Here is a 25,355-nt window from a genome sequence, read left to right on the forward strand (position 1 = left end):
TATTGACGAACGGACCAATGAAAACGAAGATAGCTTATGAACCATTTTAACGCCGAAGAATTATTGGGTTTTTTGGATAATCCAAGTAACCCTAGCCAACAGGTGCTAAGAACTCACCTAGTTGATTGTGCGCAGTGTCGTAGCACATTGGCGCAATTAAAAGCGATGCCAACGCAGATTTTAGAAAGCCAAATGAATTTAGCTTCTAGCCAAGGCCTCACCGATGACGATGCCTTATTAATTGCCGCCTACGTAGAAAAAAAGTTAGACACGGCTGAACATAAAAAAATAGAACAACTCATCAAACACGATGCACAATGGCAAAAAGCCGCGCTGCATTATGCAATGCACTCTAACCAAGTGAACACTCTAGAAAGTGTGCAACATACGACTACGGTAATCAGTTCAAAAAAATCTCAGCATAAAAACAAACATTCATGGTTTGAAAAAATACTGAACATATTAGATAGCTGGCAAGCTCCCGTTTGGCAACCCGTTGCAGCAACCTTCATTGTGACCTTTGCAATAGGGCTGTTTGTGATGAACGATGCGCAGAATAAGGCGATCGATGCGCCGCAACTGGTTCAGTTTCAAAGCGATGAAAGCTTATTTTGGCAACAGCCAACCCCCGGTTTGGGATTCTTCCATTCAGCCAATGCAGAGCGTGCGCCTTACGCTGGCGTTTATATTCAGCTCGATGCGCTCCAACTAAATGCCCAATGGCCCGCCATTGAAGGTGTAGAAACCTATCAATTCAGAATCACCCATTCTACGCAGGGCGCTATAGATACAATTGCCGATCAGCAAATAGCAGACACAGAACTAACCCTACCCGCTTCGCTCTTTTCTAGCGGTAAAGCCTATGAATGGGTATTATCTGGATTAGCAAACGATGGACGGCAATTTCAAACCAGTGGTGGTTTTGTGGTATCAAACATCGATGCCGTTAAAAGCAGTAGCGAATAGGATGAGTAGCGTATATGTCTATAAAAAAACCAAGTAATCTAAGGCGCATGAGTATTGCTGCTTGTTTATTGGCAACCACCTTGCTTTTAACGACAAACGTTTTAGCCAAAATGAACGCCAAACGAGGCATACAAATAGAAGCCAACACCAAGCTAAACCACCCATTAGCCACCGGCACCTACCGCGCACTAATCATTGGTAACAACGACTATCTCGACCCCGAAAACTTATGGGCGCCGTTAAAAACGGCCGTATCCGATTCAAGATCGGTGGCAAGTGTATTAACCAACGACTACGGCTTTACCGATGTCACGCTGTTAGAAAACGCCTCTCGACGTGATATTTTGCTGGCCTTACGCAACCTAACCGACCGTGTTCAACCCAATGACAGTGTTTTATTGTATTACGCAGGGCATGGTTTTTTAGATGAAGACAATAATAAAGGTTACTGGGTACCTGTAGATGCCGTTGGCACCGATCACACAACCTTTGTTCGTAACTCAACCATACGCGATGAGCTTTCTATTATTGCTGAACGGGCCAAGCACACCCTGTTACTCAGCGATTCATGCTTCAGTGGTACCTTACTGCGAGACGGAAATCGCGGAGCAGTGGATAAGGACGATAGCTATTCCTACTATGAAAAAATCGCCCAAAAACGCAGCGCACAAATTATTGCCGCCGGAGGTATTGAATACGTAGATGATGATTACCGATCTTCTGGGCACTCACCATTCACCTATTTTTTATTAAGCGAATTGACGCTCAATAACAACCCTATTTTAACGGCAACCGAACTGGGCGCGAACGTTAGCAAAGCCGTAGCGAATAATGTGAATCAGGTTCCCGAAAGTGGGGTTTTGTATGGCGCTGGTGACGAGCTTGGTGAGTTTTTATTTATTAAAGTGAACATAGATACAACCAGCAAAGCTAATGAAACTGTGGTTGAGATAAAAGTACAGCAGCCACAATCTACGCGTGAAGTGCGCGATGTAGAAAAAGACCCCGAACCAAAACCAGAAAAACTCAGTGACGCCATGGTTCCCATGCCAACGTTGTAAACCTATTTAGCGAGATTCATTCAATGGCACGATACACGGGAAAATGTATGCAAAAATACGGAGTGATTGGACTAATTATAGCCGCAACTCTAGTGGTACTTACTTCGAACGTTTGGGCGCAAACACCTTTTAATTTTGTTGGCGGCGTAAAATTAACCAATGGCAATTGGAGCGGCGTAAACAGCGAACCCGATAACGAAGCTTTTTACGGTGAAGGTGGCGGGTTAGGCATAAGTGCAGGGTATCAAAAAGATAAATGGGTAGGAGCACTCTCGCTTTCATTAGCCGGCTACAATTTTGATGGCACCGGCCCAGACAGAATTCCACTTGATGAATACATGGGCTTAGATTTTAAAAAAGCCGGCGCGTCTGAATTCGATTTAGCCTTTGGGTACCGCGTGTGGCCTCGGTTGTACCCTATATTTGGCTTCAAGCGATTCGGCTTAGTTTGGGAAGACCCCGATATAACTCAAGAACTCGCAGGCTATTCCGTAGGCATTGCCGGTAACTACCCTATTTCAAAACGCTTTTTATTATTTGGCTCAGTGGCTTCAGAAAGCATGAACATAAATATTAAAGTGGACGGTGAAGCAGAAGACATTGGCGACGCCAGAGGCGTAGCCATTGAGCTCGGCACCGCTTACTATTTTTCAAATAGAACGCTACTGCAAATTTCTTTAGAAGGCCACAGCCTAGAAAACCAATATCGCAACCAGAAAAATCAGACCCATAGCATAAGCACAATCACCATTGGCCTTCAGCGGCGCTTTGGGAAATGAAGCATTTACTCATTGCAATGGTGGCTCTGTGCATAAATATTCACAACTTGGCACAAAGCGCAGACACACCAGCAACAACTAGTGAGCACTTCTCGGTAACAACATCACTGGGCGATAACGCCAGCTATGTTGCAGGCGATACAATACAATTTTTAATTACCACCGAAACCAGCGGCTACCTAAGCTTATTTTTGCAAGACGCGAACGGAAACATTCAGCAATTACTGCCCAACACCTACCAAACCAGCCTATTTATTGAGCCTGGGTATTTTATCGCCTTTCCCGAGGTTAACGCCCCGTATAAGCTGACGGCATCGGCTCCTTTTGGGGAAGAGGTTTTGTTTGCGGTTTTGAGTGAAACTCAATTGCTTGATTTAGATAAGAAAATACTTACGAGGAAGTCAAAGCGTAAAACATTTTTAATGTCTGATTTAGAAAGTCTGATAATTGACATAGATAGTAGCGCGGTAGTTTCTAGTGTTGGGTATCAGGTTTTAGAGGGGGCTGAGTAAGAAAAAGTTAAACTTAGAAGCCCTTCCGAAATTATTGATATATTCAAATTGACATATAGTGTTAGACAGCGAGGTCAATATAGGTGTACTTTTAGGATCAAAATAGTATCAACTATATTTCTAGGAAGAGCATGCAACAAACAGGAATTTATGAACAACTTGTAACCCAACTCATTGAAAGTAATATTGATCATGACCGGTTCTATGTAGGTGAGCGAGAACTCACCAGCAGTGAAGCTTCTATTTGGCTATCGCAATTCTTAGCACGAATAATTGAATATGCCATTGATTCTCTTCCTAATAGTGATGACCGCCTACAGCAGCAAATTAATTTATCAAATCAATTGTTACTTTGGTTAAAGGAACAAATCCAAGATAACGGTTTAATCGAAGATAACTTACTTGTCAGCCAAGGTAAAATTCTAACCGCTCTCTTTGAAGTAGAGAACCCTGTTTCCTCGGACCTTAAAAACTATATTAAAGATATAACACCTTTAACAGGACTTTCGCAAAGTGAACTATTTTGTGGAAGCAATGCTGGACTGTCACTTGAGTCTGAACTAAAACGGGAAATTTTATCGGCAGATAAAATTTATTGGCTTGTTTCATTTATTAAATGGGCGGGGATTAGAATTTTTCGTAATGAGCTCGAAGAGTTCACATCCAGTGGGCGTCAGTTAAAAGTAATAACTACTTCATATATGGGAGCGACTGATGCTAAAGCGGTAGAGTTTTTAGCTAAATTACCCAACACAGAGGTTAAGCTAAGTTACAATACCGATCGAGAGCGATTACACGCCAAAAGCTATCTTTTCTTACGAAATACAACCTACCATACAGGCTATATTGGGTCCTCGAATCTTTCTCATTCTGCTTTGACTAATGGCTTAGAGTGGAATTTAAAGATTACCGCTCAGGAAATCCCACACATTATTAATAAATCACTAAGCACTTTTGAAACATACTGGGCATCCAATGACTTTGAGCTTTTTAGCGGCGACGCAGTGAGCAGCGAAAAGCTTAAAAAAGCATTACAACAGCAACGCGGAGACTATGAAACTGGTCCGTCACACTTTTTCGATCTAACGCCGTTCCCACATCAAAGTGAGATCTTGGAGCAAATTGCTGTTGAACGTAGCCTTCATAAGCGCTTTCGTAACCTGATTGTGGCTGCTACCGGCACTGGGAAAACGCTCATTTCTGCCTTTGATTTTGCTCGTTTCGTAAAAAAACAACCAAGGGCAAACTTCTTATTTGTGGCTCATCGCGAAGAGATTTTAAAGCAAGCAAGATCGGCATTTAGAGGGGTCCTGCGTAACAGTAGCTTTGGCGAGCTATGGGTGGGGGCGCACTCCCCTGCTCACTACCGCGAAATTTTTGTGTCAATTCAGACATTGAATAATCAACTTAGTCAGCTCAATTTATCTGAAGACTTTTTTGACTACATTGTTATAGATGAAGTCCATCATATTTCAGCAAGTAGCTATCGTTCGGTATTAGAGCATTTTTCACCTTCTATATTACTAGGTCTTACAGCAACACCAGAGCGACATGATGGTAGTGATATTTTAGGAGATTTTGGCGGAGTTATTGCGGCAGAAATTCGTTTGCCGGAGGCAATTAATCGACGTCATCTTTGCCCATTTCAGTATTTTGGAATTGATGATGATACTGACCTACGGAAAATACCATGGAGTCGAGGCCGTTACGACATTGCTCAATTAACTAATTTATATACGTACAACCAAGCTCGTTTTGATAAAATTCTACTGAGCTTGCAAGAAATAATCACGGACGTGAGTCAAATGAAAGCACTCGCCTTTTGTGTAAGTAAAGAACATGCGCAATATATGGCAAAGCAATTGTTGCTTAAAGGAATTAATGCGGATGTCTTGACCAGTGATAACAGCCAAGAGCGACAACAGAAACAACAAGCCATTCGCACTGGGCAAATTAACGTGCTCTGCGTCGTTGATATTTTTAATGAAGGTGTTGATATTCCGGAAGTTGATACATTGTTATTTTTACGGCCGACGGAAAGTTTAACCATTTTCTTACAGCAACTTGGCCGTGGTTTACGCTTAGCTGAAGGTAAAGAATGCTGCACCGTGTTGGATTTTGTGGGTAATTCTCGCCCTGAGTATGATTTTGGTAACAAGTTTAGAGCATTGGTAGGGAAAAGCCCAAGTTCTATTGGTGACGAAATAAAACAGGGCTTTCCACATGCACCATTTGGTTGCCGGATTGAATTAACCAAACAATCTCAAGAGATGGTATTACGTAACATCCGACAAGCATCACTAACTTTAAATCGACTCATTGCTATGATACGGCAATACCCTCATCATTCTACACTGCCTTTAACATTAACAAACTTTTTATCTCATCACCCTCATATCGATCTTAATGAGTTATATAAACGCGGTAGCTGGGCGGACTTAGTCGACCAAGCTGAGGATAAAATAAGCGAAAATACCGCTGATGAGAATGCACGTAAAATGGTTAAAAAGGCCATATATAATCGAATTCTTACCTGTGATGACCACGCTTATTTAAGCTTTTTGAAGACTATGTGCCAAACGAACTTTTCTCTAGAAAACTATAATCACCGACATGCTCTAATGTGCCATTATGATTTCTGGCAGAAGCCAGGAAAAGAGAATGGGTTGGAATCTATTAAAGAAAGCATCACAAATTTGGGTAGTCTCGGCATGAAAACAGAATTATTGGATGTATTGGATTGGCAGCTTTCGCAAACGAAACATGATCAACCCGAAATGCAAAACCTTCCTAAAGTTCCACTTAGACTACATGCTCGCTATGCTCGCGAACAGATATTTGTCGCTTTTGGTGCGACTACATTTGAGAAAAAATCTCCTTCACGCGAAGGGGTATTGGTGATTAAAGATCAAAATATTGAATTGATGTTTGTCACTTTAAATAAGAATACCAAACAATTCTCGCCAACTACCATGTACCACGACTACGCCATTAACGAAAAACTATTTCATTGGCAATCGCAAAACAGCGCAAGGCCAGATCGAGGACAAGGCAGAAGTTACATTCAGCATCAACAATCCGGCAAGCGTTTGTTTTTATTTGTTCGAGAGCAAACCAAAGATGAGTACGGGCGAACGTTAGGTTTTGTTAACTTTGGTGAAGTAAAATATAAGTCCCATACAGGGTCTCAACCTATGAACATTACTTGGCGATTGGAAACGCCTATGCCGAGCTTTATGTGGAAACAGGCAGCTAAGTTGGCTTCTGGTTAAGTTGTTTCAATTTAATAAGAATATGCTCCCGTAATTAGGGGTTCACCTTTTGTTTCGCAATTGGATTGGGTTTTTGATGAAGTTGGTATTTTTCTTAAAATAAATAAGCTGCTGAAATACACAACCTAAATATATCCCGAGTGATAGTACGCAAGGCGATTTAATCGACATATCATTTAAATGTGTCGATTAAATGCTGTTTTTTCGACATGAAGAGTCGGAGCGGTGATCTAAAAGACCATAGCTACTCAATATTCTGAACCTGCTCCCGCATCTGCTCAATCAACACCTTCAACTGAACAGCATTACGCGTAATACTTTCTTTAGTGGCCTTAGACCCTAACGTATTCGCTTCGCGGTTAAACTCTTGCATTAAAAAGTCGAGTTTGCGGCCTACCGCGCCTTTTTGTTTGAGGATGCTACGGCATTCTTTTACGTGGCCGTCTAGGCGGCCTAATTCTTCGGCTACGTCGGCTTTTTGAGCGCCAACCGCAATTATGTATAAATTAGCGAGTTAATTATTCATCAAGCCTAAGATATGTATAATTTTTAGCAATATTTATACATTAAATTGTCATGAAATATAAAAAGGTGTCGCTGCAAAACAAACCCGTTTACCCAAGGTAGGCAGGTCATAATTTATCTATAATTACCGATCGATTAATTCAACTTGATATATTATAGCTAATCAATCTTTTATATGCCAAGACACAGTGATATGTTTATATATATAACCTTCCTTTAACGATACGCTTAGGTATATCAAATTGAGCTACGTAACAGAGCAACTACTAGAAAACCTCCGAGAAGCTCGAGTACGAAAAGGGTTTAGCCAAAGAGAGTTGAGCGCTCGTTCGGGTGTGCCTCAAAGCCACATCTCGAAAATCGAGTCTGGTGGTGTTGATATAAGAGTGTCGAGCTTAATTACGCTTGCTCGTGCGCTCGATTTAGAGTTGTTTGTTGTACCGAAAAAGTCGGTACTTGCCGTTAAGTCTATAATTCGAAGTGCCCAAGGTAACAGCGATGTAGCCAAGCAAATGTCACCTGCATACCAGCTAGATGACGACGACACATAACAAAGTATCAGCTTTAAATATTCTATTTTATGGCGAAACCATAGAAGCAATAACCTACGTTGGAAATAATTGAGCGCCTAGTTTCTAGCCTAAGTACTCACTCAATATTCTGAACCTGCTCCCGCATCTGCTCAATCAACACCTTCAACTGCACGGCATTACGCGTAATACTTTCTTTGGTTGCTTTAGAGCCTAACGTATTCGCTTCGCGGTTAAACTCTTGCATTAAAAAGTCGAGTTTGCGGCCTACCGCGCCTTTTTGTTTGAGGATGCTGCGGCATTCTTTAACGTGGCCGTCTAGGCGGTCGAGTTCTTCGGCTACGTCGGCTTTTTGGGCTAACATCACCACTTCTTGTTCTAGGCGGTCTGGGTTTATTTCGGCACCTAGGTTTAGGGCTTTTTCACGTAGGTTGTCTCGGAAAGTTTGCACCCATTCAGGGGCTTCTTCGCGTATGGCGGCAACAATGGTGGTGATGTCGTCTAGGCGTTCGGCAATGGCGTTGGCCAGAACTTCGCCTTCTCGGGTTCGGCCGGCTAGGAAGTCGGTTAGGGCGTCGTTAAATTGGTTTAATAGGGCGGCGTTTACGGCGTCTATATCCAGTGCTTCGTCGATTAATACACCAGGGTATTGCAGTAGCTCCAGTGGGTTTACTGGGGCGGTGTTGGTTACTTGCGCTTGTACTTTTTCAAGGGCGCGTTGTACGGCCGTTAGACGGGCTTCATCGACGCCAAGGCTATCGGCACCCGATTGTGCGTAAAAGCGAACGTTTACTTCTAGCTTGCCGCGTTTTACTTTTTGCTTAAGCCGTTCGCGCAGTTTCATCTCCACTGGGCGTAGGGTTTCAGGTAATCGAAAGGTGGGTTCCAAGTAACGTTGATTCACCGATTTAATCTCTATTGAGAGTGTACCGAAATCAAAACTTTGCTCTTTGCGCGCAAACGCGGTCATGCTGTACGTCATTTGAAACCCTTATTTCTTTACCGTTGTCACAGTATTAATCTGGCTTTAGCTAGCTTGTGTTAAGGCTTGTTCTTGCTTTGCACACAGTTCTTTTACGCCTTTTTCAGCTAGGGCCAACATGGCCGTTAACTGTTCAGGGCGGAATGGCTCGCCTTCTGCGGTGCCTTGAATTTCTACAAAGCCACCGTTACCAGTCATAATAACGTTTAGGTCGGTTTCGGCGGTGCTGTCTTCGGCGTAATCTAAATCGAGCACGGGCGTGTCTTGCCAAATGCCCACTGAAATTGCGGCTAACGAGTATTTAATGGGGTTCTTTTTAATGGCGCCCTTAGCCAATAAACCGTTGATAGCGTCGGTCAATGCGACAAATGCCCCGGTAATTGAAGCCGTTCTTGTACCGCCATCGGCTTGTATCACATCGCAATCAACCACTATGGTGTATTCACCAAGTTTTTCCATATCGATAGCGGCACGCAATGAACGGCCAATAAGGCGGCCAATTTCTACGGTGCGTCCGGTTTGCTTGCCTCGTGCGGCTTCACGGTTGTTACGGGTGCCGGTAGAGCGCGGTAACATGCCGTATTCGGCAGTAACCCAGCCTTTACCTTGGCCCTTCATAAAGCGTGGTACGCCCGCTTCTACCGATGCGGTGCATATTACCTTGGTATCGCCAAAGCTGATTAATACAGACCCTTCGGCATGCTTAGTAAAGCTTCGCTCGATGGAGACTTCTCGTAATTGATCATTTTGTCGGCCACTTGGACGCATAACGCTACCACTCTTTTCTAAATTTGGCCGGCGATTATATAGCGAGTGGTGCCTAATCACCACTTTAGGTGATTTGCTGTCAGCTTTTGCCTCCAAGACCGAATCGGTGAGTTTACATGGGTTGACCAGCGTTTTACGTTGCCTTGCTTGCAGTTACAGGTTTTGGCCTTATAGTAATTTTATGTTTAAAAGGAACCGATTATGACAACCCCAAACCCGCTACTCGAAAACCATGAATTGCCACCGTTCGAGCAATTTAAACCAGAACACATAGAGCCTGCCATTACACAGCTTATAGACGATGGTAAAAAGCTGATCAACGAACTCACCGAAAACGCCAGCAACGCTACTTGGGCAAACACCATAGACCCTATTGATCAGCAAAGCCGATTACTCGATAACGCTTGGGCCGTGTTTAGCCATTTAAGCAACGTGGCCGATACGCCCGAATTGCGTGAAGCCTATGGCAAAGCACTTGGGCTAGTGACAGAATTTTCTACTTGGGTTGGCCAGCATGAAGGCTTGTTTAAAGCGTACCAAACCATCAGCGAGAGCGATGCCTTTGCCAGCCTAAGCCAAGCACAGCAAGAAAGTGTGAACCAGGCGTTGTTAGAGTTCCGATTAAGCGGAATTGATTTACCCAAAGAACAGCAAGAACAATTTGCGGCGCTAAAAGGCGAGTTGGCAAAGCTGAGCCAAACCTTTTCTGAGCAACTATTAGATGCGACCCAATCTTGGACCAAGCACATTACCAACGAAGCTGATTTAGTTGGCCTGCCCGATACGGCGAAAGCAACACTCGCTCAATACGCCAAACAAAAAGACAAAGATGGCTGGCTAATTACTTTAGAAATGCCGTCGGTATTACCGGTACTCACTTATGCCGACAATCGCGAATTGCGTGAAGAAGTGTATCGTGCCAATGTCAGTAAAGCGTCTGATCAAGGCCCCGATGCTGGCAAGTTTGATAACGGCCCAATAATGACACAAATTTTAGAGAAGAAGCAGCAAGTGGCCGAGTTGTTGGGTTACCGTCACTACGCCGATGTATCACTCGCCACAAAAATGGCCGAATCGCCTGAAGAAGTGATCGTGTTTTTAAATGAACTGGCCGAAAAAGCTTACCCTCAAGCGCAAAAAGAATTTGCAGAGCTCGCTGAGTTTGCCAAAACAAACCTTGGCATAGACGATTTACAACCGTGGGATGTCAGCTACGCGTCTGAAAAGTTAAAGCAAGAACGTTACGCGGTATCGCAAGAAGAGTTGCGCGCTTACTTCCCTGCGCCAAAAGCGTTGGCAGGTTTGTTTGAAACGGTAACGCGTTTGTTCAACGTTACTTTTGAACCCGCGGAAGATTACGAAACTTACCACCCCGATGTTACCCTGCATAACGTTTATGAAGATGGCAAACTCATTGCGCGTTTCTATTTAGATTTATACGCGCGTGAAGGCAAACGCGGTGGCGCTTGGATGGACGATTGCCGAGTGCGCATGAACACGGGCGATGCTGTGCAGCTTCCTGTTGCATACCTTACCTGTAACTTTACCCCGCCAGTCGATGGTAAACCTTCGTTGCTTACGCACGATGAGCTGACCACCTTATTCCATGAGTTTGGTCATGGTTTACACCACATGCTGACGCGCATCGATTCTAAAGCGGTGAGCGGCATTAATGGTGTTGCTTGGGATGCAGTAGAACTGCCAAGCCAGTTTATGGAAAACTGGTGCTGGGAAGAAGAAGCGCTGGCGTTTATTTCTGGTCACGAAGCTACCGGTGAACCACTGCCGAAAGCCTTGCTCGATAAACTGCTCGCGGCGAAAAATTTCCAAAGCGCGATGGCGAAAGTGCGCCAGCTTGAGTTTTCTTTATTCGATATGCACCTACACATGCGCACCGAAGGTTACAGCAGCGATGACATTCAAAGCGTGCTCGACACCGTTCGTGAACAGGTGGCGGTTGTTCCTGCCATTGCAGAAAACAAATTCCAAAATGGATTTGGGCACATCTTCGGTGGTGGTTATGCAGCCGGTTACTACAGCTACAAGTGGGCAGAAGTACTCAGTGCTGATGCGTTCAGCAAGTTTGAAGAAGAGGGTATTTTCAACACCGAAACGGGCTTAGCGTTCCGCAACATTGTATTAGCCAACGGCGGTTCTAAACCCGCGGCTGAATTGTTTGCCGAGTTCCGTGGCCGTGCACCGAGTGTTGATGCGCTGCTACGCCACAATGGCATTGCGGCTTAATGATTGCACTCTAGGGTAAGGTTTTTCTTACCCAATTTGGCTGTGTTACGGTACTTCAATGAACCGTACACAGCCGCTCTTCAACTTATTTAAACATCACCTATAGGCTGAGACGGCTCTTCAGCGGTGATGTCTGTGTCTAATTTCTTAAGATCCGGTTTACGATTATCTCGTGCCGATTTAGGCACTAACGTTTTCATCGACGCCATTTTTCCAAAGCACAACAGTTTATCGCCCGGCTCTAACACTCGTGAGTACTTCGGGTTAGGAATTACCTTTTCGCCACGATAGAGCGTAAGTACATTTACGTCTAGCTCTGGTAGCCCCGATTCGGTTATGGTTTGTCCGACAAAGTTAGCTTCCGGTGGAATGTATATTTCGGCAATGCCGTAGCCTTTACTCACTGTTAACCGTTGACGAATATCGATTTCAGGGAAGTCTACTTGCGCGGCAATGTAATCAATGATCGCGCCGGCAATGTCTAACCCTGTGCAGGTTTCAATGCCTTCTAACCCCGGTGAAGAATTCACCTCCATAATTTGCGGGCCGTCTTTACCTTCGAGCATGTCCACACCCGCAACTTGCAGCCCTAAAATTTGTGCGGCTCGTACCGCGGTTTCTTTATAGGCATCACTGAGTTCGACTATTTCGGCAACACCGCCTCGGTGAACATTACTGCGGAATTCTTGGCCTTGCGCCACTCGGCGCATAGCCGCCACAACACGATCACCCACCACCAATGCGCGAATGTCTTTGCCTTTACTTTCTGCCACGAACTTTTGAACTAACACGTTTTGCTTTTGGCTTTGCAACAACTCTATGATGCCTTCTGCAGCCTTGGTAGATTCGGCCAGCAATACACCGATACCTTGTGTACCTTCAATCAGTTTAATTACAACGGGCGCATTGCCAACCCGCTCGATGGCCGGCAGTACGTCTTTTTTATCGCGTACGAAATTGGTTTTAGGAATACCTAAATGGTGGCGGCTTAAAATTTGTAGGCTGCGCAACTTATCTCGTGAATTCAAAATACCGTGGGCCGTATTGGCACAATAAACACCCATCTCTTGAAACTGCCGCACGACCGCGGTTCCATAATAGGTGATCGATGCGCCTACGCGAGGAAGTACGGCATCGTATTCACTTAATTGTTTTTGCTTGTAATAAAGACTCGGGGAGCCGCGTTCGAGGTCAATAGCAAACTTCAACGTATTCAATACTTTAACGTCATGTCCGCGTACTTCAGCGGCTTCTTTGAGCCGCTTAGTGCTGTAAGAATTGGGTCCGCAGGAAAGAATGGCGAGTTTCATGGTTGGTACCTTCCGTTATGAAGCTAGTGTTCATTTAACATAGCACTCTACTCTTTAAACCGATATTTTTATTTTTCGGTTGGTGCTCTAAATTCGCACACCCTTTTCACTCGGATCAATCTAAGCGCAGAAGGTCGTTGGTCAAAGCTAGCCACGCTCGATAATAGGCATAAACAAGATTTACGTTATGCCTATTTGATTAGAAGCATTGCTTGATACTTGGTGAACTAAGGTTGACTCACAACACCCACTGGTGGCTGTACTTCTGTCTCTATTTTCGGCTCTCGGGTGACCATGATAGAACCTAAAATTAACACAGCTCCGCCAGCCATCTGGTGCCAGGTCAGTGGAATGTCTAAAAATAGCCAATTTATCAGAACCGCCGCCACAGGAAAAAATAATTCGCCAATGGTGCCGTAGCGCGCCGGTATCCGCTTTAAGCCTTGGTAGTAAAGCCACATGCCCAACAATCCCGACATGGCCACCATTAAGGTGAGCTTGGGTAGAGACCCAACGCTGAGCATAAAACTTTCTTGATAGGCCACCATTAAAATGAGCAAAGTTACAAAGCCCAATGAAAATCGGCCGGTCATAATTTGGTGGCTTTGGTAACCCATTAGGGTGAGCTTGCGACCAAACACGGTGCTGCTGCCCCAAACAAATACGGCAATTAAGGCAGAACCTGTGGCAAGCAAAACTTTTTGCAATGCAGGGTCATAAAACCATTGGCTGGTTTTTAAAAGAGCGCTTATGTCTGGCAGAATCATTAAAATTGAGCCCGCCAAACTTACCGCCGCCCACAAGGCGAAACGCTTGCGTAAAGGCTCGCCCAACAAAAAAGCCGCCATGGCAATGGCCACTACTGGCTGCAGCTTTTGCAACAAAATGACCAAGGTTGGGTTCATCATGGTAAAGGCTTTGGTAAACGCTAAGGTGCCAACCGCTGAGCCTAAAATGCCAATAAAGAGAAACGGAATGAGCGCTTCTTTTTTAAACATAAATTTAGTTCGGCGGTTAATTAGCGTAATGCCAATGAGCGCGATCACTAACAATAAGTGCTCGTAGAATACAATCAGTAAGGTCGAATTAGTTTCGAGTAGAGGGTAACGAATTAACGTATCGGCTGCCCATAATGTTGCGGCGAGCATGATTAACAGAATACCTGTCACGTTGTTTTCCTTTTGGAAGCGTTAACGTAAACAGGGCACAGAAAAGCAAAAGCACCAGCCACCACGCAGCCAAAAAGGCGCGTTGATAGCCAATACTTAGCAACTTCTCTTTATCCGGACTGTAACCGTCGGCTCTGGAGTTTCACCAGATCTGCTTGACCTTACATAAGAATGTAAGCGCTCGTGGGCTTTGGCCTAAACCATTTACCACCGGTGGGGAATTTCGCCCCGCCCTGAAGTTGTGCACCTAGGTGCGCCGCACACAATACGGATTTTCAACTAAATGGCAATTAAAACGAGCGTTTAAATGAGCCTTAGGGCTTAAATTCTATCGGTGGTAACGATTCTGGCGCGGCTTCAATCTCTGGCTCTGGTGCCGTAGCGCCGAACTCAACCTTTGCTGGCGGTATCGTGGGTGTTGATACAGGTTGCGCATCAAACACCGCTTTGCCTGCCGGTCGCGCGGCCTCCTTCGGAGCTTTAGCGGGCATACGTTGTTTAAGTTTTTCCAACAGCAAGCCACACTTTTTAGCCATAGCGTCTTGCCCAAGCGCTTGCAGAGCTTTTGTCAGTAATTGATACGCCTGTACAATGTTTACATAGTTCAAGTCATCAACATGCAAGCCGTTGATCATCCAAACCACGGCTTTAAAATTACTTTGTTGCTCACACGTTACCGCCAACTGATAACGCAATTCGCTCGATTGCGGTTTGTATTTTGGCAACACCAGGCTAAGCCTACGATACTGTGAATACAGTCGGTTCATTTGAGCCTCGCGGGCTAAATTCATAAAATAGATGTCGGCATAGGTGGCTAACGCCTTGTGTTGTTTTAATAACAACAATAAATCAAAATACTTCTCGGCCAGTTTCTTATTGGTTGGAAAAGTGGCTGCGCCTTCTTTGAGTAAACCTAAGCTGCGCGCATAGTCGCCTTCTTTTAAAAACACACCCACTTTTGCCAGCAGAGTATCTTCGGGGTTCCGCTCGTGGTCGTAACCGGTAATATCGTTACCCGACGTAAAGCCTAAGCGATCTTGGTATTGATACAGCATGTAACCCATAATATGAAACATCACTAGGGTGTAATAGTTCGCCACGATAGACTGAAACACAGAAGATACCGCTGCAAAATCGTTGCCGATGATGGCTGAAATAGCGCTCACAGAAGACGTCATCACCAGTAACAACCCAAGCAATACCGCATAAGGGAACCCAACTTTAGCCATTAGGTTAACAAACATAACGGGATTGAGTGATTGAATAATACTGCCGGTATGCGCAAAGCAAATGAGAATGGCTGGTAAGCCAACAATAAAGAGCAACCCTAATAAGTTGACAGCAACCTGGCCCACTTGCAAAGCCGTCACGATTAGAATCCCGACCATGAGTATAATCATTAAGATCATTTTAAAGGATAAACCTAACCCGCCAGCAACAGCGTCGACAGCAGTAGGCGGCTCAAAGTCACCATCGGAAGAAAGCGTCATGGCCATAAAACTGTAATTTAACATAGCACCGTAAAGGGCAAGCGTAATGATAAATAACGTTAAAGCACCGAAGGGTAAGCTAGAAACCACGGCCATACCAACCGACACACCCACAATCATCATGAGTGCTTCAGAGTTAAGCGGGTATTTAAATGCCTGCTCAATACGTCGCCAAAACGGTTCAACGTTGTCACTGTTTGCGACCGACTCTAAAAGTTCACCGCATCGAATGCAACGTGGTTGACCGTGGCTACTGGAATTATCAACACACTCACTGCAGGTATCTTGTTCACAGCTATTGCAATGAAACGATGTAGGAACAAGCGGGTGGTACTTACAGGTGTCCATGCGCACACTCCTGCGTTAATGATTGATAACGTTCTTTAAATAAACTTAAATTGTGGTGATCATGTTCTTGCGCAAACACTTCCATGAGCTTTTGCGTCAGCAGTTTTAAATCGGCGGGCCGTGTTTCAAGTTGGAACAATCGCTCGTGAATCGATTTAGCGGCGACCGAATTATTCGGCGTAAGTATTTTTAAAGCTAACTTTAGTAGTTCATCGGGCGCTAACGTAGCGTATTGCTCGCCCGTTGTTTGCCAAACCTGTGCAAGCTCTTTTTTCTGTTCGATCGATAAGTTAGACAGCGATAGAAATTCATTCAGTTCGCGGCTGAAGGTTTTATTGCGAACAACACGGTTTAGGTTGTAGCGAATATTAGCCAGTTCATAATCGAGCCCTTCGGCTTGAATTAACTGATTAAGTTGCGTAAGTGCCGAGTCAAAACGAAGCGCATCTATTGCTGAGTATATTTTGGCTAAGGCTTTTTGACGCGGTGAGAAATCTTGATCTTCGTCTAAGTAGCTTTGATCTAATAATTTTGGTGAAAGTAACAATGCTACGCCAATTAGAATTGCGCCAGCCACAAACCCACCCGCGTGCGCCATAAAGGCAACGTTAGAATCTACGGCTGTCATGTAAGAGTATATTTCTTTACCTATATAAAACGGCAAAATAAGCAATGCAGGCGCTCTAAAATAACCCACAAAAAACAGAACCCAATAGAAAAATTCTATTTTCTTAAATCGGAAGACCGCTAAGTACATGGCCATAACGCCAGAAATTGCGCCAGAAGCGCCCACTAGGGGAACGCCGCTGTCGAGATGAGTCACTACTTGCGCTAAACCGGCGAATACACCGCCTACTAAGTAAAAAACTAAAAATCGTAGATGACCAATCGCGGCTTCTACGGCATAGCCGAAGATAAACAAAAACACCATATTGCCGAGTAAGTGGCTAACGCTACCGTGTAGAAACTGATGTGATAATAAATCGGATACTGAAACATCGTTGGAGATTAGTCCGCCGGAGAAAGAGCTAATAGACGAAAACTGATCTTGAATTTCTTGCCTTGGTCGGCGCCATTCATTGTAAAAGCTGAGTTCAAATTCAGATTTTGCGTACCGTTGTAAATGGCTATAAAACTCGGTGTGCATCAGAATGCTGGCGGCAACATTCACGAGCTGTTCATCGTAGTAAAACTGTTCTACTCGCTCTAATGTAACTTTGTCTTCTTCAGCTTTAAGGTAGTCAACAAAAATGGGGTATTCTTGCTCAAGAAAATTACGCTCCATGTAGCTTTCAATTGCTCGGCCTGCCTTTTCGTTATCACCTGACTGATAAGTAAAATAAATGAATACATTTAATAAAATAAGCGCAATGAGCACGAACGGCGCACGAGACATTTCGAGCCGTTTTTCGGTGGGGAAGATAATCATGATTTGTTTCCTTACAATCAACTTGCAAGGTTAACAAAATTTTTCAGGAAATTCCTAGTGATATCAACTTTTTTAGTATTTTTTCGTGCTTTTAAAATTGGTACGTCAACTCGAACACGAGTCGATCTCTATCATCTGCACCGATTAGCAATGGGAAATCACCCGCGACATAATCGATGAAACGCAGTGTACTGCTCAATGCATCATGATGCTGGTACTCCAGCGCTAGGCCTTGAATACGGCCAGAATCGGAATCGAACCCAAAACCCATCGCTTGTGCCTGAAGCGAAAGAGTATCTCTCAACCATGATTTAGAATACAGCATCAGCCAGGCGACATTAGTTTTGTTTTCGGCCATTAAATTAAGTGCGTCATAGTTAAGCACTTGTCCAAATTGAACTTCCGTCATGAACCTACCCATTGATGCAGGGTGGTAGTCTAACCCCACGACCGCATTGAACTGGTTGTAATTCACAAGATCGGCCGGCAGGCCTTCAATAACGGTTTGCGCCTTTAAGTTTGTGGTGATCCCTGTTTCAGCTTTCAACAACGTTGAGCCCAGCACATAACTGGCCGCGGCCGAAACGGATTGCGTTCTCGCAAATAGGCTGTACTCAGGTGCTAACCCGCCTTCAACCGGTTGCATTTTGAACGTCGGCGTGTGTTGAAGCTGCGTGTTGGCATTGAGCTGCCAATCTAACGCGCCATTCACGCCAGAAAGCGATAAAAAGGCACTCATGTTTTCAATAGCAAACGGCTCAGCAGAAACATCCAAGGCCGACAAAGGTGTTGTGAAATCGGTTCCTGGCGCGCCCAGTTTAGATACTGTGTGCTCGTGCACCACGCCTAATTTAACTCGAGTAGAGCCAAAAGAACCCGATGCCCAACTGGTCCAGGCAGGAATAGACGCATCTTTAGGGTCGACTAAGCCAGGCAATGAGAGATCTTGTGCATACAAGGTATTGGCAATAGAAAACGCATCGGCCAGGCCAAGGGTTACGGTTTGAATACCGGTACTGTATTGCCATAGGTTGTGTTGCACACGTGCCGTTAGCTGGTTGATTGAATAACTAAACTCACGAGCGCTTTGATCTTGTGAACTCCAATCTTCATCGCTTCTCAGTATGAATATTGAGTCGGCTTGTAACGAAACATCGGCTTTAATATCTAACCATTGAGTCGGGTTAATATTTAATTCAGGGTTATAGTATGCCTGCACGCCAGAGACACCGGAAAAACGTTTTTCTACTGGGGTAGCTTCATCACTGTTAATGTTAGCAATCACCTTCGATCCAATTTCATGCTGCCAATTAATGAGACTGGGCGTTGTTTGCAACGGTTCATTGGGTTCAATTGTATCGAACAAGTCTTCTGAGAAAGCATCGTCAAAATCGTCTGCACGCGCTTGATTGTGTGCATATAATGAACCCGTAATGAGTGTAATCACAACCAGTGGGCACAGCTTTATCGGCGTATTCATCTTACAAACCTTGCTCTAAGCGATTCAACGTAAAACTATTTTGATCAATATTTGCATCGACAATAATATCCGTCGTGCTCATTTGTGTTCGATGAACGGTTTTACCATTTTTTTGGCTTATCATTTGAACTTTAGTGTTTATCCAATAGCCGTTAATTAACTTCGTTTCTGCAACATTCAGTAGCTTAACCTCTCCTTTCTTTTCTAAATAGTTTATGCCTCTAATTGGCAAGAAATTATCTTGCCGAACATAACTAATGGTTTTTACATAACCGGTCTTTTCAACAACCGCTTCAGAAACGGGTAAGGCTTCTATGACCCACACCTTTTGATCATTCACTTCGTCTTCTTTCAGCAATTTGAATTGCCAGTCTTCTAGGTTTCGTTTACTCATATCGGCGTATGAGAAGTCACTGCCCATAAAGCTTCCTGTTTTATCGCTCCCAGCTATTCGCTTAGCTTTTCCTAAGCTGGGTAAAAACATCCACTGATCGTCGTCTTCATTCGCCGCTTTGTAATCTTTCATTAAAAACCCGGTACCCTTCACATCGGCCGGTTCTAAAAAGAACAACAATGACGCGTCATAGCTGCCCATATCGGCACTTTGCGATTGCATGGCTCGAATACGTTGCTTGCCTTTGTTATCAACTAAAATCATCGTCATATTCGACTGCAAGGTTGAAGGCGTTTTAACTTGATCAACGCGCGACATAATTTCATCGGCGGTCATTGCCATTAACGATCCAGACAAAACCAGAACGGCGATCAGCAGACACTTTTTCATGAGCCTCTCCTTTAAGTTATTGAATGTTCTTTTTCAGTTTCCGTATTCCTAAAATACCAGCGCAATAAAAATGGCGTTAAGGTAAAGTTAGAAAGCATGGCCAATACAAACGAAGTTCCACACAAAAAACCTAGATTGAATATGCTACTCACATCACTGAATAGAAATACATAAAACCCTGCCGCTAATACAACGCAGGTTGTTAATAACGCTTTACCTGCCCCCGAAAAGGCATCGTCCATCGCCTGTTTCAATGCGTGCCCTTGTTCAATGCCGCGCCGAAAGTGATGTGTAAAATGCACGGTGTTGTCTACCGCAATCCCAATGGCGATTGTGGCGACTAAAATGGTGAGCATATCGAGCTCAATGCCTAACGGGTACATTAACCCCATTACGATGACAATGGGGGCAACATTGGGAATCATGGCAACAACGCCGAGCTTTATTGAGTTGAGTAACAGCATCATCATCAGCCCAATAACAACCGCCGCAATGACGTAACTGAATGCCGCCGAGTAAACCAATGCAGTCATGGTGCCGGCCAATAATGCGATCAGCCCACTTACATTTACGCTAGCGTGATCGGCAAATAGCGCATCCCCTTGTGCTTGAAGTTCGGCAACAAACCCTTCGTAAAACATCAAGTCACTCCAAGGCAGTATCAACGTCATTCTAGTTTTTTGAAAATCACTATCAACGAGCTGATACAATTGCTCGGGCGCACTGTTTTCAAATAGAAACAACTCCTCATTGATCAGCGACTGAGTCTTTGGCAAAGAAAAATGTTCTACGCCGCCACCTTGCAGTGCACGATTAGACTCTTTAATAACATCGATAATGGAGTTAACGCCTTTAACTTCTACGTTCCCTTTTGAGTAGCTTTCAAGGGATTCTTGCCAGCTTGCTAGCTGAGTTAAAAATGCCAATTGCTTTACGCCGTTGGGCTCGCCAGTATCAAACACCACATCCATGGTCATGGTGCCACTGAGCTGGTCATCAATAACTTGGGTCGCTTGCACAATAGGTAAGCTTGCTGGCATCCAATTGAGTGGATCATGAGAAAAGTTGAGTTTTACAATTTGCGTAAAAGCCAGCATAGAGCCTATCAACCACAACACGGCAATTTTACCGCCGTATTGCCAAGAGACCTTCGACAGAAATGTCATAAGCTCAGAAAGCCGATCATCACTTTCTAACGGTTTCACCGCTGCTTGAGGAAGGAGCATCAGCAAGGCGGGCACAATCGTTATCGTCAGCACGAATGCCAACATTACGCCAATTGCCGCATAGATTCCTAGGTTCTTAATAGGCACGACATCAGCAACCGATAAAGACAACAAACCACCGGCCGTCGTCAAAGAAGTGAGCAACATCGGTATTGCAGTGTTTTTAATGGCGCTGTGAATGGCCTGGGGTTTTAATTGCCCTTTTCTAATAAACTGGTAATAGTGCGTAAGTAAGTGAACGGCATCTCCGACCGTAACGGCCAGCAAAAATGTTGGCAGTAGTATCAATGGAATTTGTATTTTTTGACCCGCTAACACAAATACTGCGAAAGTAAGCAGTAACCCAGATAATAGCGCTACTACAGGCGCAATAACCGCAGCAAGCTGGCGGAAAAAGAGCAGCAATGTAATCACAATGAGAGCCACCGTGAGGCGTAAGAAAAAGGCCATTTCGCTTTTCATGGTGCTTTCTAGTGCCACATTTAAGGCAGGCATGCCCGCTAAAATGGGCGATAGTTGCGGGTAATCGGCCATGATGAGTTCAACTTCTTCGATCATGTCCATAAGTTGAAACTGAGTCACTAACGGCAAACTTTGTTGCTCTCGAGGTGCTTCAAAAGCCACCGTTGAAAATGCATCATCGCTAAAGGCATCTTCAAATGCGTTATCAAAATCTGCGGTATCTTGGTTTTGCTCGCCATAATCATAGGTGGCCGGCTCTATCATCACCAGCGCCATCGTGCGGGCATCGTTCACTAAAATTGTACTGGCCAGAGTACTGTTCTGAATTCTTTGCTCTAGCTGCTTAAAATCGGCCTCAAGGCTTGGCAGTTCTTCTACTAAATCGACCACCAGTAAGCTGTTATCAGACCCCTGCTGATACGGCGCATTGATGAGCGAGGTGACGTCATCAACATACGGCAGTTCATCTTCTAGCCGTGTGTGCAACTGCTGAAGTGACGCCATAAAAGACGCCGACAAAACGTCACCTTGCAGGCCCAACATGACAATATCATTGCGGCCAAATGCTTCTTTAACAGCACTATAGTCGACTCGAATATCTGAGGTTGGCGAGACAAAACTTTCCATTTCAGGGTCTAATTCAATAAACCGTAGGTTTTGGCCCATCGCAACAATGACGATTAAAAAAGCCAATAAAGATCGCTTGGGGTGATGCACAAAAACTGAACTGAGAGCAACAAGCCACTGCTCTACTTTCATCATCCACTGGCTCATTCTGTAGCCTCCAAATTAAAATAGCTGGCAAAGAGTCGGGCGTTGAATTTAGCCAGTTGTTGATAAAAGTCATCATCGATGGTGCCAAGATCGAGCTCATTTAATGGTTTTTCGAGTAATTTTGGCCCTACAAGCATCGATTGGAACGACACTCGAACAACCATGGTAATTTCGTCTTTATTTGAATGTGAAATGACCTGCGCAAAATAGGCTTCGGCCATCGCCAGTGTTGGTTTCAAGAGCGATTCCAATATCCAATCGCGCATGTCGCTTTGCTCAAAAGACAAGGTTCTGAATAAAAGCGTTGCTAGCTCAGCGGGCATGCTGCGGTAAAAATTCAATAAAATGCCCTCTAATGAGGATGCTTTAGGAGTTTGGTTTATATTGGCTTTCAGCTCAGAAGTAACTTGCTCGACATAAGACGCCAACATTTCTCTAAATAAGCCGCTCTTGGAGCCAAAATAATAGGCAATCATGGCGGAATTCACCTTAGCCTTATCGGCGATTCGGCGAATGGATATATTGGCGTAGGCATTTTTCAAAAACAGCTCACGCGCCGCATTTAATAGCGCTTTCCGAGCCGTATCTTGTTGCTGGCTGTCGGGTGTCATGTGGCTGACCTTTATTGAATTAATCACTTGATGAACAGGTTAGACCTTACAAATCGACTTGCCTAGCCATTTCGTTCATCGAAATTAAGCGTTTGATTAAATCCGCTAAGTACTCGCCCTGCTTAGCTTTGCTTAGAAATTCGACTATACTCAAATAAAAGTTATCCAACATTGAATCTTTATGCAGGGTTATACGTAAGATGTCCTCAGCAAAGCTCCATACCACTCCACAGTTAGAGCGTTTGTGGATTTCGATGATTCAGTCTCCGCTAGAGACATTGTCTGAACTGGATAAGTTAATTTCTGAGATGCCTAAAACGGCCCCTGAATACGAAACCGCCATTTTTTACCGTGGGAGCTGCCTCATCTTTACCGCTGATTATCGCGGTGCAATTCAACAGCTCAACGAGGCACTGGACCGTGCGGTTTTAGCTAATGACCTTAACCAAATTAGACGCGTAAATAATGCATTGGGCATGGCCTACAAAAGTACCGGTGAATACGGCCAAGCTCTAAAGGCCCTAGAAACAGCGATTGAGCTGTCCAAAAAACTGAACGATGTCTATGGTCAATTTACCGCTCAATTGAATTTAGCCGACTTGTTTTTTGAAACCCATGACTACAGTACTTGCGAGCAGCATGTCAATGAAGTTACGGGACTCGACCATAGCCATTGCGATGAAGAGTCCATCGCCGAGCTTTACTGGCAACAAGCTCGTATCTTTTTATTGCACATGGATTTTAACAGTGCCGCACAAGCCTTAAAGCGTACTTTCGAAATTGCCGTTAAAATAGATTACGTTCATTTGAGAATATTCTCACTTATCCTAAAGGGGCGTATGTATCGCCTGATGGGAGATTTATCTCAAGCCGAGACTATTTTAGAAGCTGTCATTAATGACCCAAACTTAGAATTCGAAGGTACGATGGGGCTCAGTGCCTATATCGAGTTAGCTAAAGCTTTATTCAGCGACGGCAATCAACAACGAGCGCTGACCGTCATTAATCTTGCGCTCAATGTGAATTCAGATGGCAGTGATCATGCCGCCCTGCGTTTGCAAGTTTACGAGCTGGCCGCATTTTGTTATCAAGCCGCAGGCGATATCGAAAAGGCAAACCGCTACTTCCAATTAACGTTAGAGCTTGAACGGTCGGTGGTTAATCAGCGCAACCGCAGAGCTATGGAGTTAAGTAAAGCTCGCTTGCAACAAGAAAATCAAAAAATAAAACAAGAAATCATTCAAAAAGAGAACACCTATTTAAAGAACGAACAAAGCCAACTGCAAACTATAAACAAGATTGCCATTCGACTGGCCGAAACCTTAAGCTTGAGCGCGCTGGGTGAACGCTTATATGGATTGCTCAGCGAGTACCTAGACGCCCATGTCATTGCGCTTTCGGAAAATGATCCAGAACAGTCAAGGGTCGTCTTTAGAACATTTATTGACGACGGTACTCCGTTAGAGCTTTACGAGATACGTTACGACGAACCCGGTAGTAACACCGTTCTTGCGGCCGTAACAGGAAAACCTGTTTCTATTAATGAACCCAGTAAAAAAAGAAAGCTGGTGGGCAAAAGCAAGAAAGTACCTAATTCTCAACTATTTTTACCGTTAAAAAATAAAGACGATGTGATCGGTGTTTTGTCGATACAAAGTGAAATACCCAACCGGTTTACGGGTAGTGAATACAAATTGATCTTGGCCATTGCTCCATTTATTTCATTAGCGTTTAGCAACGCGCTGAGCCATGAAAAACTTCAGAAATTGAATCGTGTGTTAGTGCAAGATAAGAAAGAGATCATTGCAGCTCAGGAAAAAATTGAATTTTTGGCGCTGCATGACCCACTCACAGAAATGCCAAACCGAAGGGCGCTAACACAATACATAGATACCACGATTGCAAACTTACAGCCCAACAAATTTTTTTCGCTGGCCTATATAGACCTTGATAAATTCAAACCAGTGAATGATCAATTCGGGCATAAAGTTGGAGACAAAGTATTACAAATAGTCGCCGAGCGAATTAATAGCGTGTTAAGAAGCTCTGATTTTTCAGCTCGAGTTGGTGGTGATGAATTTGTGTTAGTGATAGACCACATTGATGATAAAACTCAGCTGAAAAATATGTGCAACCGAATATTAGAATCGATAGAAAAGCCAATTAGCGTAGACTCTCATATCATTAATATCTCAGCCAGCATTGGTGTGGTCGATTATCAAAAGCACGGCATTAATTTAGATACACTCATTCACAATGCCGATGTAGCCATGTATGAAATTAAAAATTCATCGAAAGGCGGTGTCTTATTGGCCAGTTAAATTAGCTAACTTCGTGAATGCCAATGACGGTTTTATAGCTTACTGACTTAGCGAAATGGGCTTGTTGAATTTTTAAATACTGTGGATCTGAAAAAAAGGCATCCATCACCGCTTTACTTGGGAACTCGATCGTGAATACCCGGTTTATTGGATCTTTGGTTTTAGATATTAAAACATCAGATACTTTGAAATCGTAACCAAAGGCACCACCAAAATCATGCAGTATAGGCGTCATGCCTGCACGATATAAACTATACTCTTCTTCGTTCGTTACGAACAAACCCATGATTCGTTCAATCGCCATTCCAACTT

Annotated in this window: 23 protein-coding genes, 2 pseudogenes and 1 riboswitch; of the genes and pseudogenes, 9 read left to right on the forward strand and 16 right to left on the reverse strand. The window is 44.1% G+C overall.

Annotation, left to right across the window (positions count from 1 at the left end):
• Nucleotides 1-36: 36 nt before the first annotated feature.
• The 5 genes from QWZ13_RS00780 to QWZ13_RS00800 all read left to right on the forward strand — a co-directional run bounded on the left by QWZ13_RS00780 (nt 37) and on the right by QWZ13_RS00800 (nt 6,590).
• The gene (locus QWZ13_RS00780) at nt 37-966 is read left to right on the forward strand and encodes a hypothetical protein (protein ID WP_290280037.1); all 930 of its coding nucleotides are present in this window, start codon (nt 37-39) and stop codon (nt 964-966) included.
• Nucleotides 967-980: 14 nt separating this feature from the next.
• Nucleotides 981-2,027 carry a caspase family protein gene (locus QWZ13_RS00785; RefSeq protein ID WP_290280038.1) on the forward strand — a complete coding sequence of 349 codons (1,047 nt, stop codon included), beginning with the start codon at nt 981-983 and terminating at the stop codon, nt 2,025-2,027.
• 23 nt (nt 2,028-2,050) lie between these two features.
• A complete protein-coding gene (locus QWZ13_RS00790; protein WP_290280039.1) occupies nt 2,051-2,806 on the forward strand; it encodes an outer membrane beta-barrel protein in 756 nt (251 codons plus the stop codon).
• Entirely contained in the window at nt 2,803-3,318 is a 516-nt protein-coding gene (locus QWZ13_RS00795; RefSeq protein WP_290280040.1) for a DUF4384 domain-containing protein, read from the forward strand. Before QWZ13_RS00790 ends, QWZ13_RS00795 begins: the two co-directional genes overlap by 4 nt.
• A gap of 131 nt (nt 3,319-3,449) precedes the next feature.
• Nucleotides 3,450-6,590 (forward strand): DEAD/DEAH box helicase, encoded by a 3,141-nt coding sequence (locus QWZ13_RS00800; protein ID WP_290280041.1) that lies wholly within the window; start codon nt 3,450-3,452, stop codon nt 6,588-6,590.
• A 42-nt stretch (nt 6,591-6,632) separates the two neighbouring features.
• Here QWZ13_RS00800 and QWZ13_RS00805 read toward each other — a convergent pair whose 3' ends face one another.
• Both QWZ13_RS00805 and QWZ13_RS00810 read right to left on the reverse strand, forming a co-directional pair.
• On the reverse strand, nt 6,633-6,761 hold the full coding sequence (locus QWZ13_RS00805; RefSeq protein WP_290280042.1) for a hypothetical protein: 129 nt from the start codon (nt 6,759-6,761) through the stop codon (nt 6,633-6,635).
• A gap of 73 nt (nt 6,762-6,834) precedes the next feature.
• Nucleotides 6,835-7,074 (reverse strand): annotated as a pseudogene (locus QWZ13_RS00810) (endoribonuclease YicC domain-containing protein); the annotation flags it as partial.
• Between the two features lie 283 nt (nt 7,075-7,357).
• Between QWZ13_RS00810 and QWZ13_RS00815 the strand changes: the two are divergent.
• Nucleotides 7,358-7,666 carry a helix-turn-helix domain-containing protein gene (locus tag QWZ13_RS00815; protein ID WP_290280043.1) on the forward strand — a complete coding sequence of 103 codons (309 nt, stop codon included), beginning with the start codon at nt 7,358-7,360 and terminating at the stop codon, nt 7,664-7,666.
• 97 nt (nt 7,667-7,763) lie between these two features.
• On the opposite strand, the gene QWZ13_RS00820 is transcribed toward QWZ13_RS00815, so the two are convergent.
• Together QWZ13_RS00820 and rph are read right to left on the reverse strand one after the other, a co-directional pair.
• Nucleotides 7,764-8,627: a YicC/YloC family endoribonuclease gene (locus tag QWZ13_RS00820; protein WP_290280044.1), complete on the reverse strand. Its 864-nt coding sequence runs from the start codon at nt 8,625-8,627 to the stop codon at nt 7,764-7,766.
• A gap of 45 nt (nt 8,628-8,672) precedes the next feature.
• A complete protein-coding gene (gene rph / locus QWZ13_RS00825; RefSeq protein ID WP_290283227.1) occupies nt 8,673-9,395 on the reverse strand; it encodes a ribonuclease PH in 723 nt (240 codons plus the stop codon).
• A gap of 73 nt (nt 9,396-9,468) precedes the next feature.
• Here rph and QWZ13_RS00830 point away from each other — a divergent pair, with 73 nt between their 5' ends.
• Both QWZ13_RS00830 and QWZ13_RS00835 read left to right on the forward strand, forming a co-directional pair.
• A complete protein-coding gene (locus tag QWZ13_RS00830; RefSeq protein ID WP_290280045.1) occupies nt 9,469-9,600 on the forward strand; it encodes a hypothetical protein in 132 nt (43 codons plus the stop codon).
• Complete coding sequence (locus QWZ13_RS00835) at nt 9,597-11,639, forward strand: M3 family metallopeptidase (RefSeq protein WP_290280046.1); 2,043 nt, start codon at nt 9,597-9,599, stop codon at nt 11,637-11,639. Before QWZ13_RS00830 ends, QWZ13_RS00835 begins: the two co-directional genes overlap by 4 nt.
• Before the next feature lie 89 nt (nt 11,640-11,728).
• Here the strand turns inward: QWZ13_RS00835 and QWZ13_RS00840 are convergent, their stop codons facing one another.
• The 11 genes and pseudogenes from QWZ13_RS00840 to QWZ13_RS00890 all read right to left on the reverse strand — a co-directional run bounded on the left by QWZ13_RS00840 (nt 11,729) and on the right by QWZ13_RS00890 (nt 22,948).
• On the reverse strand, nt 11,729-12,043 hold the full coding sequence (locus QWZ13_RS00840) for a cation:proton antiporter regulatory subunit (RefSeq protein WP_290283228.1): 315 nt from the start codon (nt 12,041-12,043) through the stop codon (nt 11,729-11,731).
• Nucleotides 12,044-12,070: 27 nt separating this feature from the next.
• A pseudogene (gene rimK, locus QWZ13_RS00845) lies at nt 12,071-12,949 on the reverse strand (30S ribosomal protein S6--L-glutamate ligase); the annotation flags it as partial.
• A gap of 227 nt (nt 12,950-13,176) precedes the next feature.
• On the reverse strand, nt 13,177-14,118 hold the full coding sequence (locus tag QWZ13_RS00850; RefSeq protein ID WP_290280047.1) for a DMT family transporter: 942 nt from the start codon (nt 14,116-14,118) through the stop codon (nt 13,177-13,179).
• Complete coding sequence (locus QWZ13_RS00855; RefSeq protein ID WP_290280048.1) at nt 14,036-14,221, reverse strand: hypothetical protein; 186 nt, start codon at nt 14,219-14,221, stop codon at nt 14,036-14,038. Before QWZ13_RS00855 ends, QWZ13_RS00850 begins: the two co-directional genes overlap by 83 nt.
• Nucleotides 14,216-14,363, reverse strand: a riboswitch (FMN riboswitch). (Overlaps the previous gene by 6 nt.)
• 69 nt (nt 14,364-14,432) lie before the next feature.
• A complete protein-coding gene (locus tag QWZ13_RS00860; protein ID WP_290280049.1) occupies nt 14,433-15,956 on the reverse strand; it encodes a B-box zinc finger protein in 1,524 nt (507 codons plus the stop codon).
• Nucleotides 15,943-17,385 (reverse strand): rhomboid family intramembrane serine protease, encoded by a 1,443-nt coding sequence (locus QWZ13_RS00865; RefSeq protein WP_290280050.1) that lies wholly within the window; start codon nt 17,383-17,385, stop codon nt 15,943-15,945. The genes QWZ13_RS00860 and QWZ13_RS00865 overlap by 14 nt, the downstream gene beginning before the upstream one ends.
• Nucleotides 17,386-17,476: 91 nt before the next feature.
• Nucleotides 17,477-18,865: a hypothetical protein gene (locus tag QWZ13_RS00870; protein WP_290280051.1), complete on the reverse strand. Its 1,389-nt coding sequence runs from the start codon at nt 18,863-18,865 to the stop codon at nt 17,477-17,479.
• A 1-nt stretch (nt 18,866) separates the two neighbouring features.
• A complete protein-coding gene (locus QWZ13_RS00875) occupies nt 18,867-19,649 on the reverse strand; it encodes an outer membrane lipoprotein-sorting protein (RefSeq protein ID WP_290280052.1) in 783 nt (260 codons plus the stop codon).
• 11 nt (nt 19,650-19,660) lie between these two features.
• Nucleotides 19,661-22,111, reverse strand: a complete 2,451-nt coding sequence (locus QWZ13_RS00880) for an efflux RND transporter permease subunit (RefSeq protein ID WP_290280053.1) — start codon at nt 22,109-22,111, stop codon at nt 19,661-19,663.
• Entirely contained in the window at nt 22,108-22,749 is a 642-nt protein-coding gene (locus tag QWZ13_RS00885; protein ID WP_290280055.1) for a TetR/AcrR family transcriptional regulator, read from the reverse strand. The genes QWZ13_RS00880 and QWZ13_RS00885 overlap by 4 nt, the downstream gene beginning before the upstream one ends.
• A 19-nt stretch (nt 22,750-22,768) precedes the next feature.
• Nucleotides 22,769-22,948: a hypothetical protein gene (locus QWZ13_RS00890; protein ID WP_290280057.1), complete on the reverse strand. Its 180-nt coding sequence runs from the start codon at nt 22,946-22,948 to the stop codon at nt 22,769-22,771.
• Between QWZ13_RS00890 and QWZ13_RS00895 the strand changes: the two genes are divergently transcribed.
• Complete coding sequence (locus QWZ13_RS00895; protein WP_290280058.1) at nt 22,923-25,043, forward strand: diguanylate cyclase domain-containing protein; 2,121 nt, start codon at nt 22,923-22,925, stop codon at nt 25,041-25,043. The two genes, QWZ13_RS00890 and QWZ13_RS00895, sit on opposite strands and share 26 nt — an antisense overlap.
• 1 nt (nt 25,044) lies before the next feature.
• Here the strand turns inward: QWZ13_RS00895 and QWZ13_RS00900 are convergent, their stop codons facing one another.
• Nucleotides 25,045-25,347, reverse strand: coding sequence for a DUF1330 domain-containing protein (locus QWZ13_RS00900; RefSeq protein WP_216000697.1), 303 nt, complete (start codon nt 25,345-25,347; stop codon nt 25,045-25,047).
• Nucleotides 25,348-25,355: the final 8 nt, after the last annotated feature.

The sequence above is a fragment of the Reinekea marina genome (assembly GCF_030409715.1).
GTDB classification, from domain to species: Bacteria; Pseudomonadota; Gammaproteobacteria; order Pseudomonadales; family Natronospirillaceae; genus Reinekea; species Reinekea marina.